Here is an 18,144-nt window from a genome sequence, read left to right as displayed (position 1 = left end):
CAAAGAAACAGGGAAACCCTGATGTATTGCACTGAGGGAATCTTTCTGTAGAAGGGTCACAGGCCCACGGTTTCCCCCAGGGTAATTAATCAGAGCTTCCACAGGTGATACGGTGAGCAAGCAGTACCCCCTACTCTTCGTACAGCGCTTCAAGGGCAGGATACTCTTCAACGAGCCCATGCGCAACCATACGTCCTTTCGCATAGGCGGTCCGGCCGACGTGATGGCCTTTCCGCTCGACGAGGGGGACCTGGCCGAGCTGCTCAAGTTCGCGCGGGCCAAGAAGTTTCCCGTCTGCATCATAGGCGCCGGCACCAATGTGCTGGTGCGTGACGGCGGGGTGCGCGGCGTGGTGGTCAACATGATGGACGGCTTCAGGGACATGGCGTGGAGCGATGCGCCGGCCGGGGAGCGGGGGAGAACGGTCCTCGTCGCAGGGTCGGGTGTTAAGCTCCAGGAGATCGCCGCCGCGGCCCGCGAGCGCGGGCTTACGGGCCTTGAGTTCTCCGCCGGCATCCCCGGAACCATAGGAGGGGCCGTGGCCACCAACGCAGGGGCCTACGGCTCGGAGATAAAGGACATAGTGGACGGAGTGGAGCTCGTGCGGCTTTCGGGCCGGAAGATAGCCAAGGAGTTCATCCCCGCGGGAGAGCTCGGCTTCTCCTACCGCAGCGCGCGGATACCGGACGACGCCGTCATAGTGCGCGTGCACATGACCCTCGAGAAGGGGGACCCCGAGCGGATAAGGGAGCGCATGGCCGCCTTCGCCGAGCGGCGCAGGTCCTCGGCCCCCGTGCGCCACCCCTGCGCCGGCTCGATCTTCAAGAACCCGCCGGGCGACCATGCCGGCAGGCTCATCGAGGAGGCCGGCCTCAAGGGCACGGCATCGGGCGGGGCCCGCATATGGGAGGTCCACGCAAACTACATCATAAACACCGGCGGCGCGCTGGCAAGGGACGTGCTCTCGCTCATGGCCATGGCGCGGGACCGCGTCTACAGGAACTCGGGCGTCGTGCTCGAGCCCGAGATACGGGTCATAGGCGAGGACGACTGAAAGTGGGCGGAGCGGTGAGCGAAGACGCGGCGGCCCGCCAAGGGAGGGAGGACGTCACGGCGGTCCTGATGGGCGGAGAGTCGGCCGAGCGCGAGATATCGCTTCGCAGCGGCAGGGCCGTCATGGAGGCCCTCTCGAGGCGCGGCTACAGGGTCGCGGCCGTCGACGCCGACAGGAACACGGCCGCCAAGCTGCGCAGGGCCGGCGCGAAGCGGGCCTTCGTGGCCCTCCACGGCGGCCTCGGAGAAGACGGCTCGGTACAGGGGCTGCTCGAGGTCATGGCCATACCCTACACGGGCTCCGGCGTCAGGGCGAGCGCCGTGGCCATGGACAAGGCCCTCGCAAAGCGGATACTCTCGAGCTACTCCATAGAAACGCCGCCCTTCACGGTGGTGGAACGGGGGGGCTCCCTCTCCATACCGCGGGGGCTCAAGCTCCCGCTCGTCGTAAAGCCCGTGGCCCAGGGCTCCTCGAAGGGCATCGCGGTGGTCAGAAGCCGCCGCGGCCTGGAAGGGGCCGTGAAGGAGGCGCTTCGCTACGGCCCCGTCATGATCGAGTCTTTCGTGGAGGGCCGGGAGCTGACGGCGGCGGTGCTCGACGGCGAGGCGCTCCCCGTTGTGGAGATACGTCCCTCGGGAGAGCTCTTCGACTACGAGTCCAAGTACGTGAAGGGCAAAAGCGAGTACTTCGTGCCCGCAAGGATAGGGGCCGCGGCGCAGCGGGCCGTAAGACGCCTCGCCGTCAGGACCTACAGGGCGCTGGGCTGCCGCGGCGCGGCCAGGGTGGACATGATACTCGCAGGCGACGGCCCCACGGTGCTGGAGGTTAATACCGTGCCGGGCATGACCGAGACGAGCCTTCTGCCCATGGCGGCCGAGGAGGCCGGCATGAGCTACGACGAGCTCGTGGAGCGAATCCTGGCCGGCGCGGCCCTCGAGGGCCGCGCCGGACCGAAACCGCCTTACGCAGCGTCATGAGGAGAAGGAAAGGCAACAGGTTCAGGAGAAAGAAGACGCTTGCGCAGCGTATGGCGCCGCTTCTCCGCTACGCCAGGGTCCTGGGGCTCGCCGCATCCGTCGCCGCCTCGGCGGCGGCCCTCCACGCCCTCTACGTGAAGCTCCTCCACAGCCCCTATCTCGCCGTGGACGAGATAACGGTAGTGGGCGCCGGGCGGCTCGACGACGCCGAGGTGCTCCGCTACTGCGGACTGGGCGTGGGGGAGAACATCCTCGCCCTCGACGCCGCGGCGGCGGCAGAGGCCCTGGAGAGCCACCCCTGGATAGCGCGGGCGGTGGTGAGAAAACGGCTTCCGTCGAGCGTAATCGTGGAGATCGAGGAGAGAAAGCCCGTCGCAGTGGTCAGGCTCGACGACCTCTATGTCATGGACGCCGACGGCGTAGTCTTCAAGAGGGCCGAGCCCGGAGACGGACTCGACCTGCCCGTTGTGACCGGTCTCGGCGCCCTGGCCCGCCGTGGCGGCGACGGCGTGGGAAGCGACCCGGGGCTCGAGACCGAGCTCATCGACCTTCTCGACCTGCTGCGCCGCAGGAAGGGCTTCAACGCCGACGCCGTCTCGGAGATCCACGTGGACCCGGTCTACGGCTTCACCATATTCACGCTCGATGACGGCGTGCGGATAGAACTCGGCAGGGGCGGCCACGGCCGCAAGCTCGGCCTCCTCGACAGGGTCGCCGCCGCAAGGGCCCGCGGCCTCGAAGGCTTGGAGCACATCTATCTCAACGCCAGGAGGGGAGTCGTCCTCAGGCCGGTGACTCCCGGCACGCAGGGGCAGGCCTGAGCAGGGGGGTGGTGGACATATGGCGAAAAAAGAGAACATAGTCGTCGGTCTCGACATAGGAACGACCAAGGTGTGCGCCATCGTCGGCGAAAAGACCAAGGACGGCATCGAGATCATAGGCATCGGGAGCCATCCGTCCAAGGGCCTGCGCAAAGGCGTGGTCGTCAATATCGAGAGCACCGTGGCCTCCATACGCAAGGCCGTCGAAGAGGCCGAGCTCATGGCCGGCTGCGAGATAAACAACGTCTATGTCGGCATCGCGGGCGGCCACATAAGGGCCTTCAACAGCCACGGCGTCATAGCCGTCAAGGACGGCGAGATAGGCCACACCGACATAGAGCGCGTCATCGAGGCCGCCCAGGCCGTGGCCATCCCCCCGGACCGCGAGGTCATACACGTCATACCGCAGGAGTACATAATCGACGACCAGGAGGGCATACAGGAGCCACTGGGCATGAACGGCATAAGGCTCGAGGTGAAGATCCACATCGTCACCGCCGCCGTCACCTCGGCCCAGAACATAGTGAAGTGCGCCAACAAGGCGGGCCTCGACGTGGCCGACATCGTCCTCCAGCAGATAGCAAGCAGCGAGGCCGTGCTCAGCTCCGATGAAAAGGACCTCGGCGTGGCGCTCGTCGACGTGGGAGGAGGCACTACCGACATCGCCATCTACCAGGGCGGCATGATAAAGCACACGACCGTCATCTCGCTGGGCGGCAACCAGGTGACCAACGACATCGCCGTCGGCCTTCGCACCCCCAGCGCCGAGGCCGAGAAGATAAAGATAAAACACGGCTGCGCCATGGTCTCCATGATAGACGAGGACGAGACCATAGAGGTGCAGAGCGTGGGCGGCCGGGGCCCGCGCAAGGTGACGCGAACCATGCTCGGCGAGATCATCGAGCCCAGGATGGAGGAGCTCTTCGAGCTGGTCAACAACGAGATAGTCCGCTCCGGTTACGACGGACTCATAAGCTCCGGTATCGTGCTCACCGGCGGCAGCGCGGCCATAGAGGGGGCAAGTGAGCTCGCCGAGCAGGTCTTCGGCCTGCCCGTGCGCCGCGCCGTGCCCTCGGGCATCGAGGGGCTCGTCGACGTCGTGCGAAGCCCCGCCTTCTCCACAGGCGTCGGTCTCGTAAAATACGGCATACACCACGCCACCCAGCCCCGCTTCCACAGGGGAAGCAAGAACATATTCTACAAGCTCCTCCACAGGATGAAGGGCTGGATGAAGGACTTTTTTTGACGAAGAGCGCCGAGCACCCCCACCCGGCGCCGACGGGAGCGCGGGGCGCGGGAGTGAAGGTGAAGGCGCAACCGGAAAACTTCTCTTAACGGCGGCAACATAAGGAGGTGCAAGATGGTATTTGAGATGATCGAAGGTTTCAACCGCGGCGCGAGACTCAAGGTCGTGGGCGTGGGCGGCTGCGGCGGCAACGCCGTGAACACCATGATAGACGCCGGGCTCACGGGCGTGGAATTCGTGGCGGCCAATACCGACAGTCAGGCGCTGGCCAAGTCAGAGGCGCCGGTGAAACTCCAGCTCGGCGCATCCCTGACAAAGGGGCTCGGCGCCGGCGCCAACCCCGACATAGGACGCAACGCGGCCCTTGAGAGCAAAGAGCAGATAATGGAGGCCGTCGACGGCGCCGACATGGTCTTCATAACAGCAGGCATGGGCGGCGGCACGGGCACCGGCGGAGCACCCGTAGTCGCCGATGCGGCCAGGGAGACGGGCGCGCTCGTCGTGGCCGTCGTCACACGGCCCTTCGCCTTCGAGGGGACGAGGAAGATGCGGCAGGCCGAAGAGGGGCTCAAGCGCCTCGGCGACGTGGTAGACACGATCATCACCATCCCGAACCAGAGACTCCTCTCGGTCGCGGGCAAGAAGACCTCCTTCACCGAGGCCTTCAAGCTCGCCGACCAGGTGCTCCTGCACGCCGTGCGCGGCATCTCCGACGTCATCAACATCCACGGCCTCGTCAACGTCGACTTCGCCGACGTGCGCACCATCATGAGCGAGATGGGCCAGGCCATAATGGGCATAGGCACGGCGAGCGGAGAGAACAAGGCCCAGGAGGCGGCGCGCCGGGCCATCTCAAGCCCCCTGCTCGAGGACATATCCATAAACGGTGCAAGGGGCGTGCTCATAAACATCACCGGCTCCGCCGAGATGTCCATCCACGACATACACGAGGCCTCAACCCTCATCCACGACGAGGCCCACGACGACGCCCAGATAATCTTCGGGGCCGTCATCGACGAGAGCCTCGGCGAAGAGATCCGGGTAACGGTCATCGCCACCGGCTTCGGCCGGAACCAGCAGGAAGGCCTGCTCAGGGACAAGTTCCCCCAGGCGCTCGTCATAGGCGACGCCGACACCCCCGGACCCAAGCCCAAGAAGGCCGTCGTTGCCGACCGCAAGGTGGTCGAACCCCTGGCCGGCGGTGTCCGACCGGCCAGAAGGGTCGCCCGCAGCGTCACCTCCGGCGCCCTTCCGGCCGACATGGACCAGGCACAGCTCGAGGAGTATCTCGACACCCCCACTTTCATCAGAAAGGGCGCCGACTGAGACCGGGCCGACGGCCCGGTCGGCCCGGCCACATCCTGCGCCCGTCCCCAGGCCCGCACGCCCGACGGACCCGCCTGCGGCGGTGCGCAGTCGCCAGAGGAGCTCAGGCCATGAAAAAAACAGCGGCAACAACACTTCTTCTGGGACTCCTGCTCGTCTCTTCCCCCGTCCAGGGCGGTGACAAAAACAGGGAAAGGACCGTCACCGCCCTCGACGACAAGACCTTCGTCGTGATCAAGGACATGCTCATCCCAGGGACCTCGAGCATAGAGCTCTTCCGCATCGTCGAAGACAAGATCACACTCATCGACGTGGTCTACATAAAACAGGAGGGCTCGGTCGTGGCGGTCAAGCACATCCCCATCAAACCATAACCCCTTACTTTCTTTTTGGAAAAAAGAAAGTAAGCAAAGAAAAACCAATGAATCTTCATGGGCGACGGCGTCCCGCCGGGACTCTAAGCGGCCTTCATCACCATACCTCGCACCCCCCTTACTTTCTTTTTGGAAAAAAGAAAGTAAGCAAAGAAAAACCAATGAATCTTCACGGGCGACGGCGTCCCGCCGGGACTCTAAGCGGCCTTCATCACCATACCTCGCCCCCCCTTACTTTCTATTCTACTTGCTGCCGTCAACCGCACCACCTACGTTTCCACCAGGACTGCCCGCGCCGGCTGCGTCGGACGGCTGTGCCGGGAGGTTCGGGCCGCAAAGGCGTAAAAAATCCCGCCTGGCGCGGCCCGAACCCCAGGTGCAGCCGCACACACGAATGACATACGATGGGACGGCGCGGAAACATGGGCCTGTGCCCCTTCTTCAGAAAGTTCCCACCAAAGACTGCCAACACAGGCTGCGTCAGGCGGCTGGGCCGGGAGGTTCGGGCCGCAAAGGCGTAAAAAACCCCGCCTGGCGCGGCCCGAACCACCCGGTGCAGCCGCACACACGAATGACATACGATGGGGCGGCGCGGAAACACGGGCCTGGCCTTTCTTCAGAAAGTTCCCACCAAAGACTGCCAACACAGGCTGCGTCAGGCGGCTGGGCCGGGAGGTTCGGGCCGCAAAGGCGTAAAAAATCCCGCCTGGCGCGGCCCGAACCCCAGGTGCAGCCGCACACACGAATGACATACGATGGGGCGGCGCGGAAACATGGGCCTGTGCCCCTTCTTCAGAAAGTTTCCCCCCGATTGATTGAAGTTTCCCTTGACTTTCACCCTGCAATGAATATTATATTAATATATTCATTGTTATTGCGTTCATTTATCTGGTCGGAGATTCGCGATGGCTGAGCGTGAAGACGGCAAGAGGGAGGCCATACTCGAGGCGGCGCGAAGTCTCGTCTTCCATTACGGTTACAGGAAGACGACGATGCAGGACATAGCCCGCCGCGCCGGCGTGGCGGTGGGGACGATCTACGCCTTTTTCAGCGGCAAGGAGGACATAGCGCTCGCCTGCGCCGAGAAGTCCAAGCTCGCCGTCGTGGAGCGCATGCGCCGCGCCTCGGCCGGCGACGCGCCGGCGCCGGAGAAGCTGCGGCGCATGGTCCTCGAGCGCAACCTCGCCTACCACGACATCTTCAAGGACACGCCCCACGGCATGGAGATCGTCACCGCCGTCCTCCCCAGAAAAGAAGAGCTCATAAAGAAGTTCGAGACCATGGAGAGGGAGATCGTCGCCGCCGTCATAAGGGAAGGCAACGCCGCCGGCGTCTTCGACGTGAGCGAACCGGAAGAGGCGGCCGAGACATTTCTCACCGCCTTCTACCGCTTCACCCCTCCCATGTCCATCGGCCTCACCGCAGAGGAGATACGCGCCGGCACGGCGCGCATGGTCGAGATGCTCCTGCCAAGCCTGCTCGCCCGGCCGGGCGGGAGCGGAAAGCCCTGAGGTTTACGCTCAATGGAAAAGGGACTGGCCCGCTGGGTCCTTGAATACCGATGGCTCGTCATTGCGGCCACGCTCGTCGCTGCGGCGGTGAGCGCAAGCGGCGCAAGGTATCTGTGGTTCTCCACCGATTACCGCTACTTCTTCAGCAAGGAGAACCCCCAGCTCCTGGCCTTCGAGGCCCTGCAGAACACCTACGCCAAGAACGACAACGTCCTCTTCGCCCTTGCCCCCAGGGACGGAGACGTCTTCACGCGCCGCACCCTCGCCGCCGTCGAGGAGCTCACAAAGGCCGCCTGGCAGACGCCCCACTCGCTTCGCGTCGACTCCATCACCAACTTCCAGTACACCAGCGCCGACGGCGACGACCTCTTGGTGCGCGACCTCGTAAAGGACGCCGCCTCCCTTGACGACGGGCGGATCGAAGAGATAAGAAAGGTGGCCCTGAGCGAGCCGCTGCTCGTCAACCGCCTCGTCTCCCGGCGCGGCCACGTGACGGGCGTCAACGTGACCATCAACCTCCCCGGCCGCGACAGCGACGAGGTGCCGGCCGTGGCCGCCTTCTCGCGGGAGCTGGCCGCGAAGATGCGCGAGAAGTACCCGGACATCGACATCTACCTCTCGGGCATCGTCATGATGAACAACGCCTTCTCCGAGGCCGCCGTCGGCGACCAGAAGTCCCTCGTGCCCGTCATGTTCCTGGTGATAGTGGCCGTCACCGCCCTTCTGCTCCGCTCGTGGGCCGCAACCGTCGGCACGGTGCTCGTCATAGTCCTCTCTCCGGTCACGGCCATGGGGCTTGCCGGCTGGCTCGGCATACCGCTCACCGGCCCATCGTCGAGCGCCCCCACCATCATCATCACCCTGGCCGTGGCCGACTGCATCCACATACTCATCACCATGGCCCACGAGATGGAGCGGGGACTGAAAAAGTCAGAGGCCCTCGTCGAGTCGCTGCGCATAAACCTAAAGCCCGTCTTCCTCACGAGCCTCACCACCGCCATCGGCTTCCTGAGCATGAACTGGAGCGACGCCCAGCCCTTCCGCGACCTCGGCAACATCGCGGCCATGGGCGTGACGGCCGCCTTCCTCTACTCGGTCCTCTTCATGCCGGCCGTCGTCTCTTTGCTGCCCGTGAGGGTCCATGCCCGCGCCGCCGTGGACAGACCCGTCGTCATGGAGCGCTTCGGCGACTTCGTCGTGCGCAACCGCCGCCCCCTCTTCTACGGCACCTTGGCCGTCATGGTGCTTCTAATGAGCGGCATTGCGCGCATCACCTTCGACGACCGCTTCGTCGAGTACTTCGACGAGCGCTACAGCTTCCGCACCGACACGGACTTCATAGCCGAGAACCTCACGGGCATCTATCTCATAGAGTACTCGCTCGACTCGGGCGAGAGCGGCGGGGTGAGCGAGCCCGCCTTTCTGCAAAAGGTGTCGGACTTCGCCGACTGGTACCGCAGGCAGCCCCGCGTCATGAACGTCAACACCATTACCGACACGCTCAAGAGGCTCAACAGGAATATGCACGGCGACGACCCGGCCTTCTACAGACTGCCCGAAGAGCGGGAGCTGGCGGCCCAGTACCTGCTCCTCTACGAGATGTCGCTGCCCTACGGTCTCGACCTCAACAACCAGATAAACGTGGACAAGAGCTCCACCCGCTTTACCGTAACCCTCGAGAACCTGAGCACGAAGGAGCTCCTGGGGCTCGAGGAGAGGGCCCAGCAGTGGCTCGCGGACAACGCCCCCCGGATGCGGACCCTCGGGGCCGGACCGTCCATAATGTTCTCCCACATAGCCGAGCGCAACATAAAGAGCATGCTCACGGGGACGGCCGCCGCCCTGGTGCTCATATCGGCCATACTCGTCGTCGCGCTGCGCAGCCTCAGGATCGGGCTCGTGAGCCTCGTGCCCAACCTCTCTCCGCCGCTCATGGCCTTCGGCCTCTGGGGGCTGCTCTTCTCCGAGGTGGGGCTCGCCCTCTCGGTCGTGACGGCCATGTGTCTCGGCATAGTCGTCGACGACACGGTCCACTTCCTCTCAAAGTACCTGAGGGCGAGAAGGGAGCTCGGGCTCGACGCAGCCGAGGCTGTGAGGTACTCGTTCAGGACCGTGGGCACGGCCCTCTGGGTCACCTCGGCGATACTGGTGGCGGGATTCCTCGTTCTCACCAGGTCGGGCTTTACGATCAACGCCGACATGGGCCTTCTCTCGGCCGTGGCCCTGGTGCTCGCCCTGGCGGCCGACTTCCTATTCCTGCCGCCGCTTCTCATGAAAATAGAGGAGGGAAGATAATGATGATACGCCAGTCGATGACGATTGCAGCCGTCCTTGTCTCCCTGTGCTCTCTCGGCCCCCTCCCCTCTTGGGCCGAGACGCCGCAGGAGAAGGGCCTCGCCATAGCCGTCGAGGCCGACCGCCGCGACAGCGGCTTCGGAGACTTCACGGCCGAGATGCGCATGATACTGCGCAACCGCCACGGCCAGGAGAGCGTCCGGCTACTCTCGGTGCGGACCCTCGAGGTCGAGGGCGACGGCGACAAGAGCCTCATAGTCTTCCAGAGCCCCCGGGACGTGAAGGGCACGGCCCTTCTCTCCTTCAGCCACAAGAGCGGCCCCGACGACCAGTGGCTCTACCTGCCGGCCCTGAAGCGTGTAAAACGCATAAGCTCGGCCAACAAGTCCGGCTCCTTCATGGGGAGCGAGTTCGCCTACGAGGACATCGCAAGCCAGGAGGTCGAGAAGTATACCTACCGCTACGTGGGCGACGACTCGTACGAAGGGGTCGACTGCTTCGTCATAGAGCGCTATCCGGTGGACCCCGACTCGGGCTACACCCGCCAGGTCGTATGGCTCGACAAGGACGAGTACAGGGTGAGGAAGATCGACTACTACGACAGGAAGAAGGCGCTGCTCAAGACCCTCACCTTCAAGGGCTACAGACTCTACATCGACAGGTACTGGCGGGCCGACGAGATGTACATGGTCAACCACCAGACCGGCAAGAGCACGAGGCTTCTCTGGAGCGGGTACCGCTTCCGCACGGGACTGGGTCCAGGGGACTTCACCAGGAACAGCCTCAGGAGGGCGCGCTGAGGCCGTGGGCCGCGGGACCTCTCGGAGAGCGGCCGCGCTGCCCGTTGCGCTTCTCGCCGCGGCGTCGTTCGTCTTAGTCGCCGAGGCGACGGCCTTCGAGCTCACGGGCTTCATGTCCCAGGAGGCGAGGCTCTTTCCCCGCAGCCCCGGCCAGCCGGGCCAGGAGCCCAACAGCGCCTCCATGGCCCTCCAGCCCGAGTTCTACCACGAGTGGAACGGCGGCCGCGGCATATTCGCCTTCACCCCCTTCCTGCGCGTCGACACCGCCGACTCCTCGCGCACGCACATGGACGTGAGGGAGCTCTACGCCCTCTTCGTCTTCGACCGCTTCGAGCTCGGCCTGGGGGCGAGGAAGGTCTTCTGGGGGGTCGTCGAGAGCTACCACCTCGTCGACGTGGTCAACCAGACGGACCTGGTGGAGAGGATAGACGAGGAGGAGAAGCTCGGCCAGCCGATGGTGAGCCTCTCGGCGCAGCTCGGCCCCGGCACGGCGGACCTCTACTTCATGCCCTGGTTCAGGGACCGCACCTTTCCCGGCAGGGGCGGCAGGTTCAGGGGACCGCTTGTCGTTGACACCAGCCGGGCCCGCTTCGAAAGCGGCAAGGGCAGGTCCCATCCCGACGTGGCCCTTCGCTACGCCGCGAGCATCGGGGCATGGGAGGTGGCGCTCTCCCACTTCCGGGGCACGGGCCGCGAGCCGACGCTGCTCAGGGGAAGCGACGCCATGGGGCGGCCGGTCCTCGTCCCTTATTACGAGATAGTCAACCAGACGGGCCTCGAACTCCAGCTCATAACGGGCCAGTGGCTCTGGAAGGCGGAGTCCATATACCGCCGCGGCCAGGGCGACCCCTTCGTCTCGTGGGTCTCGGGGTTCGAGTACACCTTTTACGGCATACTGGGCACGAGGATGGACCTGGGCGTGCTCGCCGAATGGATCCACGACGAGCGGGACCCGGCGCTCGCCATGCTCTTCGACGACGACGTAATGGCCGGGGCGCGGCTCGTCGTAAACGACCTGGGCGGCACCGAGGCCCTCTTCGGCGTGATCCAGGATGCGTCGAGCCCGGCCCGCTTCTACCTCGTCGAGGCGAGCCGCCGCTTCGGCGAGGCCACAAGGCTCACCGTCAACGTCTACGCCACCGCCGGCATCCCCTCCCACGACCGCCTCTACGCCATCGGCAGAGACGACGTCGTCGAGGTAACGCTCGATTGCTTCTTCTGACCGTCCGCTCCCTCCCGGGCGGCGGCTTCACCGCCCGCCCATCTGAAGAGAAATTCACTATCCAAGGGCGGCGCTCTGCAGTATAATCGCGGAAGACCCACCACTGAATCGGACGGGAGCGATCTATGAGAGCCGACGAACTGGCGAGAAAGACGGACCTTGCGCTTCTGAGCCCGCTGCTCACCGGCCGGGAGCTCGTGCGGCGGGTGGAGCTTGCCGTCAACCACCCCTTCGCCTCCATATGCGTAGCGCCCTGCCACGTGAGGCTCCTTGCCCACATGCTCAGGGGCCGCTCCACGGCGGCGGCCACGGTCGCGGGCTTCCCCCTCGGCTACACGACGACGGCGGCCAAGGTGGCGGAGGCGGGCGAGGCCCTCACAGCCGGGGCGGCCGAGATCGACGCCGTCATGAACCTCGCGCTCTTCAAGTCGGGCCGCAGGGACCTCGTGGAGGCCGAGATAAAGGCGTTGCGAAGGGTCACGGCCGGGGCGGTGCTCAAGGTCATAATCGAGACCTCATACCTCGACGACGCCGAGAAGGAGGAGGCCGCCGACCTCGTCATCTACGGCGGCGCCGATTTCGTCAAGACCTCGACGGGCTTTGCCGGCGGCGGGGCCACCGAGCGGGACGTTAGGCTGCTCAGCTACAGGGCGGCGGGACGGATCGGCGTAAAGGCGTCGGCCGGCATAGACACCGCCGAAAAGGCCCTCGCCATGCTTCGCGCCGGAGCGACGAGGATCGGCACGAGCCGGGGCGTGGAGATAGTGGAGGAGCTCAGGGACGCGGCCGGCCCGATTGAGAAAGCTCCGATCACCAGGGGTGGTACGCGGGTCCCGGTCCCTTAAAGGCTCCACACCCTAAGGAAACTCTGATTTATTGCACTGAGGGAACCTTTTTGTAAAAGGGTCACAACCCCCGTTTCCCCCAGGGTCATTAATCAGAGCTTCCCTAAAAACGCCTGTACCTGCCCACGAGCGTAGCCTCGCCGATGACGTGACCCCTTGCGGCCTCTTCCACCGCTTTAGCCGACGCCCCGGGGGCAAGCCCCAGGCTCTCCACGTCGAGGGCCATGAGCCTGAAGAAGTACCGGTGGTAGCCGTCGCCCGGCGGGGGACAGGGCCCCCGGTAGCCGATACGACCGAAACCGGTCATACCCTGGCGGGCACCGCCAGGAAGTGTCGGCTCCTTTGCAAGCCCCGCAGCCAGCCCCTTGCTCGCAGCCGGCAGGTCGTAGAGAACCCAGTGGATGAAGGTGCCGCCCGGAGCGTCCGGGTCCTCGACGATGAGTGCGAAACTCCGGGTCCCGGCGGGCGCGTCCTCCCAGCCCAGTTCAGGCGACCTGTCGGCGCCTTCGCACGTATGGACCGCCGGTATCTGGCCGCCGTCGTCGAAGGCGCTGCTTTCTATACTGAAGGCCATGGCCTCTCCGGCCGACAAAAAGGTTGCGGCCCAGGCCGCCAGCGCCGCCGCAAGGGCCTTCGCTCTCGTCTTCACCGCTTCCCTCCCTGCCAGATGACGATCCGGCACCTCACATCCCGAGAAAATGCCGGCTGATTACGCCGGGGGACCCTTTCAAAAAGGTTCCCTCGGTGGAATAACCGGGAGCTATCCTTAGTTTAGCCCTTCCTGAGATTTTTGCAACCATCGGGCCGAAAGAGCCCCGCGCCGGCCGGAGGGTACGGGGCGGCGGCGGAAAGGCAAGCGGCGGAGGGAAGTTGCCTCCCCGGCGGCCCTCCGGATATCGCCGCCCTTGTAAAAACCGGCTCTTTGGCATATACTTGTGTATCCTGGAGGGGTTCACCGCTTGAAGATACGCTTTATCGTCAACCCCATGGCGGGAGGGGGAAATAAAACCGCCGAGATAACCGAAGTAGTAAGGGAGGTCTTCGCCGACGAGCACGGCCTCTTCGACATAAAGGCCACGAAGAAGCCCGGCGACGCCTACCGGTACGCAAAGGACGCGGTCGAGAGGGGGTTCGGGACGGTCTACGCCTGCGGCGGCGACGGAACGGTCAACGAGGTCGCTTCCGCGCTGACGGGATCGGCAGCCGCGCTCGGCATCGTCGCCACCGGCAGGGGCAACGGCCTCGCCGACGCCCTCGGACTGCCCCGGGACCCGGCGGCGGCCATGCGTCTGGCCCTGAAGGGGGCGACACGGAAGGTGGACGCCGGCACGATAGAGGGCCGCTACTTCTTCTCGTCGGTATCCTTCGCCTTCGAGGCATTCCTGGACCGCCGCGCCGGCGCGGAAGGCCGGCGCGGCGCCGCCTCGTGCATGCCGCTTGCGCTCTGGTGGTTCCTCGCCTACAGGCCCGCCCGCGTGGCGATCAGGTGGAAGGAGAACAGGCTGCGCGCCACACCCTTCGTCCTCACCGTGGCCAACACCGAGCGCCTGGGCGGCGGCACAAGGGCGGCGCCCGGCGCAAGGCCCGACGACGGGCTGCTCGACCTCTGCCTCCTCCCCCAGGCCGGCCTCAGGGAGACGGCCCGCTCCATAGCGCTCCTGTACGGCGGGAGCATCGAAGAGGCCAGGGGCTTCCGGCGCATCCGGGCGGCGAGCCTCGAGATAGAGAGAGACAGGCCCGGTCCGATACACATCGACGGCGAACCCGTCGACTGCGCCGACAGGGTGAGGATAGAGACGGCACCGCGAGCGCTCAATGTCCTGGCGGCTGAACCGGGCGCCCCGTGCGCGGCGCCCGACGGTGGACACAATGAATCCCGTTGAAGAAAGACTCAAGATCGCGGAGTTCCTGGAGAGCAGACGAAAGATGACGACAAACACCATGGATCCGTACACCCTGACCTATCCCGACGCGACGATCGAGGGACGGAGCCGCAGGCCCTTTCTCGAACTCTCGCCCCGCGAGAAACTCAACGTCGCCTACATGCACCTTGAAAGGCTCAGAGAACTCAACGGCGGCTACATAGCCTCGCCCTACACGGGCGAGAAGGGCGGCGACAAGTACAACGTCTTCTGGCTGCGAGACATCATGTACGCCACATACGCCAACGAGTACGTCGGCGCCTTCGACAGGATGATAGAGAGCTACAGGCTCATCCTCAACATCTTCAAGAAGTACCGCCACAAGATAACGAGCGGGGCGCGCAAGCGCCACTACACGGGAAGCTGCGCCGACGAGGTCATACACGCCCGCGTCCATCCCCAGACCCTCGAGGAGATAACCTGCGAATGGGGCCACCACCAGCTCGACATATTCGGCCTCTTCCTCTACAAGACCGGCGACCTCATGAAAAAGGGCTTCAACGTCATAAGCGAGGACCAGGCCACCACCTTGCTGCTCCTGCGCGACATCGTGCTCTACCTCACCACCGTGCGCTGGCACTCGGACCCCGACTTCGGCGTCTGGGAGGAGGGGCCGGAGGTCCACTCCTCGAGCATCGGCTCCGTGCTCGCCGGGCTGACCATGTGGCACGACGACGGCCACTACCATTACAAGTACAAGACCCAGGTCGACATCCACAGGCTCCTGCCCGTGCCGCAGGAGTTCATCGAGACGGGCCGCAGGAGTCTCGACGAACTGCTGCCCCGCGAGTCGGACTCACGGCCCTACGACTTCATCCAGTTGAGCCTCATATGGCCCTACAATATCGTCGACGACGAACAGGCGGTCGTCATCGTCGGCAACGTGGAGGAGAACCTCGTACGGCACAACGGCGTCATCCGCTATCCCGGCGACAAGTACTACAGCGCCGACAGCGAAAACCCCGTGGGCAACGAGGCCCAGTGGCCGCTGGGGTTCGCCTGGCTGTGCATCGTCCACGCCAAGATCGCCCAGAGAGGTCTCTGGTCCGGCGTCAAGACCCCCGTGATAGTCGAGCACATCGAAAGGGCCGAACACTACATGGAGAAGCTCGAGTCGGTCATGACCGAGGACGGCATGGTGCCCGAGCTCTATACCGACGGCAAGCCCAACTGGAACGTGCCGCTGGCCTGGGCCCAGAGCTTCTACGTCGTGGCGCGCCAGACGCTCAACCGCGTATACGAAACCGTCGGCAGCCGCTAAAGAGGGTTCCCCCGCAATACGTTTCCCCTGCGATGAGACCTTCCGCCTTCAGGGCCACCGTCGTCAATATGGCGGGCAACACCCTTCTCTTCGCCCTCAAGCTCGCGGCAGGCCTCCTATCGGGCAGCATAGCGCTGCTCTCCGACGCCTTCAACTCCCTGACCGACATGGTTTCGTCGGCGGCGGTCTTCATATGCGTGAGGATATCGGAGAAGGAGGCCGACGAGGGCCATCCCTTCGGCCACTCGCGGGCCGAGCCCATAGCGGGCATAGTCGTAGCCGTGCTTGCCGGCATCCTGGGCTTCGAGGTCATAAAGGCGTCGGTCCAGAGACTCGTCTCCGACGGGGAGGTGAGGGCCGGGCCCTTCGCCTTCGCCGCCCTTGCCGTCACCATGGCCGTGAAGGGGGCCATGGCCTGGTACTTCCGCAGCGTGGGCAGGCGCACGGGCAGCCCGGCCATAACGGCCAGCGCCGCCGACTCGCTCTGCGACGTATGGGTCTCGGCCGCCGCGCTCACGGGCATAATCGGGGTGCGGGCCGGGTACCCGCTGCTCGATCCGCTGGCGGGGCTCGTCATAAGCGGCTGGATAATCTATACGGGCTACAGCATTGGGATGGAGAACATCGACTACCTCATGGGCAAGTCCCCGCCCAGGGGGATGCTCGAGGCCATAGAGCACGAGGCCCGCTCAGTCGACGGCGTGCGCGACGTGGGAGACGTGAAGGCCCATTACGTGGGCAACTTCATCCACGTGGAGATACCGGTCAAGGTCGACAAGGACCTCTCCACCCTCGATTCCCACGAGATAGGCAAGAGGGTGGAAGAGGCCGTAGACCGCATAGAGGCCATAGAAAAGGCCTTCATCCACATCGATCCGGTCTGAGGTCGCGGGGGACGCGGGTCTCCGCCCCTTTCCTTACCCTGGGGGAAGCTTTCTGGAGAAGGGCCGCAGGCCCACGGTTCCCCACCTGTATCCCCTTCACGGCGCTCCTGTGGCGCGGTCCGCGCAAGGCGGGGGTTGTTACGCCTTTGCGGACCGCGCCACAGGAGCGCCTCGGCCCTGGCGGGGGCTCCATATAATATATGGTCTTCGTATGTCCGGCGGTCCCCGGGAGGTTCGACACGCGCCGGGCGGGATATTTACGCCCTTGCGGGTCGAACCTCCCGGGGACCGCCCCCAAATGCGGCTGCAGCAGGTAATATACCCCCTCCAAAGACTTTTGACTTGGGCTGAAGAACCTCGTTTCATCAGCGATCATGAGAGCCAACGCGGCTCGAAGAGCAAATTAACGCGAGTTGGTTTCCCCCTGTTTTGCCAAGCAAAACAGGGGGAAACCAACTCGTATTGAAAGTCTTGGAAGGGGGTCTGGGGGAAACGTGGGCCTGTGGCCCTTCTACAGAAAGTTTCCCCCAGGATAGTTAAATCGGGTTTCCATGGAGAAATGGAGAAGAAGGCGGCAGGCGGTGCGACGGCGGTGAGGCTTGACGGGGCACAGCGCGAGGCCGTGGAGTGCCCTGCGGCGAGGCTTCTCGTCGCCGCCGGACCGGGGAGCGGAAAGACGGCCGTGCTTGCGGCCCGCTGCGCCCGCCTGGCGGCCCGGGGGGACGGCGGGGGCATACTGGCCCTCACCTTCACGAACAGGGCGGCCCTCGAGATGCGACGGCGCGTGGGCGCCGTTCTCGATGAACTCGGCAAAGAGCGACGGCCGGCCGGGCAGTGCCGGGTCACGACCTTCCACGCCTTTGCGCTGGAGGTGGTAAAGGCCGAGGGGCTCGCCTCGAGACTTCTCGGCAGGCAGGCCCAGCTCGCCCTCCTCTCGGAGCTCGGCGCAGAAACCCCGGCCGCGGCCCTCGAACGCATCTCGGCCGCAAAGGGGCGAAGGGGAAGGAGCGCGCCCCCCCTGCCCCCCCTCTCCGGCGGAGACGACGACCCCCTGCTCCGCGCCTACGAGAAGGCCCGCAGAGCTCTCGACGCCGTGGACCTCGACGACCTCGTGCCGGCGGCGGTGGATCTCTTCGCCTCGCGCCCCGAAGTGCTCGCGGCCTACCGCGCCCGTTTCAGGCACGTCATGGTCGACGAGTTCCAGGACATAGACCCATTGCAGGCGGCGCTGCTCGAGCTCCTCGCAGGCCCGGAGAACACGCTTTTTGCCATCGGGGACCCGGACCAGGCGATCTACGGCTTCAGGGGCGCCAATCTCGAAGGGTTCCTCGACTTCGAGAACCGCCACGACGGCGCCCGTGTGCTGACGCTCGACGCCAACTACCGCTCCTCGGCGTCCATCGTGGGCGCCTCGGCCTCGCTCATCCGGCACAACAGGGTTAGGCTTGAGCGTGAGCTCCGGGCTGTCCGGGAGCCCGGCGAGCCGGTGCGCGCGGTCGAGTGCGCCGACGAGAGGGCCGAGGCCCGCTTCATAGCCGGGGAGATCGAGCGGCTCATGGGCGGGCTTGCAAGCCTCACCACAGGCCGCGCAGAGCAGAGCGGCGGG

The 18,144-nt window shown here is 65.1% G+C and carries 16 protein-coding genes; 15 read left to right on the top strand and 1 reads right to left on the bottom strand.

All coding sequences use genetic code 11. From position 1 onward, the window contains the following. Window positions 1-112 precede the first annotated feature (112 nt). From murB to deoC, 11 genes are all read left to right on the top strand, one after another. Window positions 113-1,054: a UDP-N-acetylmuramate dehydrogenase gene (murB, locus tag ENJ37_07105; protein HHL40256.1), complete on the top strand. Its 942-nt coding sequence runs from the start codon at window positions 113-115 to the stop codon at window positions 1,052-1,054. A 68-nt stretch (window positions 1,055-1,122) separates the two neighbouring features. Next, window positions 1,123-2,031, top strand: a complete 909-nt coding sequence (locus ENJ37_07100) for a D-alanine--D-alanine ligase (protein ID HHL40255.1) — start codon at window positions 1,123-1,125, stop codon at window positions 2,029-2,031. After that, the gene (locus tag ENJ37_07095; protein HHL40254.1) at window positions 2,028-2,852 is read left to right on the top strand and encodes an FtsQ-type POTRA domain-containing protein; all 825 of its coding nucleotides are present in this window, start codon (window positions 2,028-2,030) and stop codon (window positions 2,850-2,852) included. The genes ENJ37_07100 and ENJ37_07095 overlap by 4 nt, the downstream gene beginning before the upstream one ends. Window positions 2,853-2,871: 19 nt before the next feature. Then, a complete protein-coding gene (gene ftsA / locus ENJ37_07090; GenBank protein ID HHL40253.1) occupies window positions 2,872-4,098 on the top strand; it encodes a cell division protein FtsA in 1,227 nt (408 codons plus the stop codon). Between the two features lie 126 nt (window positions 4,099-4,224). After that, the gene (ftsZ, locus tag ENJ37_07085) at window positions 4,225-5,424 is read left to right on the top strand and encodes a cell division protein FtsZ (GenBank protein HHL40252.1); all 1,200 of its coding nucleotides are present in this window, start codon (window positions 4,225-4,227) and stop codon (window positions 5,422-5,424) included. A 110-nt stretch (window positions 5,425-5,534) separates the two neighbouring features. Then, window positions 5,535-5,798, top strand: coding sequence for a hypothetical protein (locus ENJ37_07080; GenBank protein ID HHL40251.1), 264 nt, complete (start codon window positions 5,535-5,537; stop codon window positions 5,796-5,798). A gap of 905 nt (window positions 5,799-6,703) precedes the next feature. After that, entirely contained in the window at window positions 6,704-7,309 is a 606-nt protein-coding gene (locus tag ENJ37_07075) for a TetR/AcrR family transcriptional regulator (protein ID HHL40250.1), read from the top strand. A gap of 12 nt (window positions 7,310-7,321) precedes the next feature. Beyond that, entirely contained in the window at window positions 7,322-9,604 is a 2,283-nt protein-coding gene (locus ENJ37_07070) for an RND family transporter (protein ID HHL40249.1), read from the top strand. Between the two features lie 2 nt (window positions 9,605-9,606). Further along, a complete protein-coding gene (locus ENJ37_07065; protein ID HHL40248.1) occupies window positions 9,607-10,404 on the top strand; it encodes an outer membrane lipoprotein-sorting protein in 798 nt (265 codons plus the stop codon). Window positions 10,405-10,408: 4 nt separating this feature from the next. Then, entirely contained in the window at window positions 10,409-11,626 is a 1,218-nt protein-coding gene (locus ENJ37_07060; protein HHL40247.1) for a hypothetical protein, read from the top strand. 125 nt (window positions 11,627-11,751) lie between these two features. Beyond that, complete coding sequence (gene deoC / locus ENJ37_07055; protein ID HHL40246.1) at window positions 11,752-12,471, top strand: deoxyribose-phosphate aldolase; 720 nt, start codon at window positions 11,752-11,754, stop codon at window positions 12,469-12,471. Between the two features lie 103 nt (window positions 12,472-12,574). Here deoC and ENJ37_07050 read toward each other — a convergent pair whose 3' ends face one another. Further along, window positions 12,575-13,045 carry a YbhB/YbcL family Raf kinase inhibitor-like protein gene (locus ENJ37_07050; protein ID HHL40245.1) on the bottom strand — a complete coding sequence of 157 codons (471 nt, stop codon included), beginning with the start codon at window positions 13,043-13,045 and terminating at the stop codon, window positions 12,575-12,577. A gap of 385 nt (window positions 13,046-13,430) precedes the next feature. On the opposite strand from ENJ37_07050, the gene ENJ37_07045 reads away from it, so the two are divergent. From ENJ37_07045 to ENJ37_07030, 4 genes are all read left to right on the top strand, one after another. After that, the gene (locus tag ENJ37_07045) at window positions 13,431-14,354 is read left to right on the top strand and encodes a YegS/Rv2252/BmrU family lipid kinase (protein HHL40244.1); all 924 of its coding nucleotides are present in this window, start codon (window positions 13,431-13,433) and stop codon (window positions 14,352-14,354) included. Further along, the gene (locus tag ENJ37_07040) at window positions 14,287-15,654 is read left to right on the top strand and encodes a hypothetical protein (protein ID HHL40243.1); all 1,368 of its coding nucleotides are present in this window, start codon (window positions 14,287-14,289) and stop codon (window positions 15,652-15,654) included. Before ENJ37_07045 ends, ENJ37_07040 begins: the two co-directional genes overlap by 68 nt. Before the next feature lie 32 nt (window positions 15,655-15,686). Continuing rightward, complete coding sequence (locus ENJ37_07035; protein HHL40242.1) at window positions 15,687-16,538, top strand: cation transporter; 852 nt, start codon at window positions 15,687-15,689, stop codon at window positions 16,536-16,538. 559 nt (window positions 16,539-17,097) lie between these two features. Next, a partial coding sequence (locus ENJ37_07030) for an ATP-dependent helicase (protein ID HHL40241.1) occupies window positions 17,098-18,144 on the top strand: 1,047 nt, incomplete at its 3' end.

It is taken from the genome of Deltaproteobacteria bacterium (genome assembly GCA_011375175.1).
Lineage (GTDB): Bacteria > Desulfobacterota > GWC2-55-46 > GWC2-55-46 > DRME01 > DRME01.
This window is presented reverse-complemented; position numbering and strand designations above follow the sequence as displayed.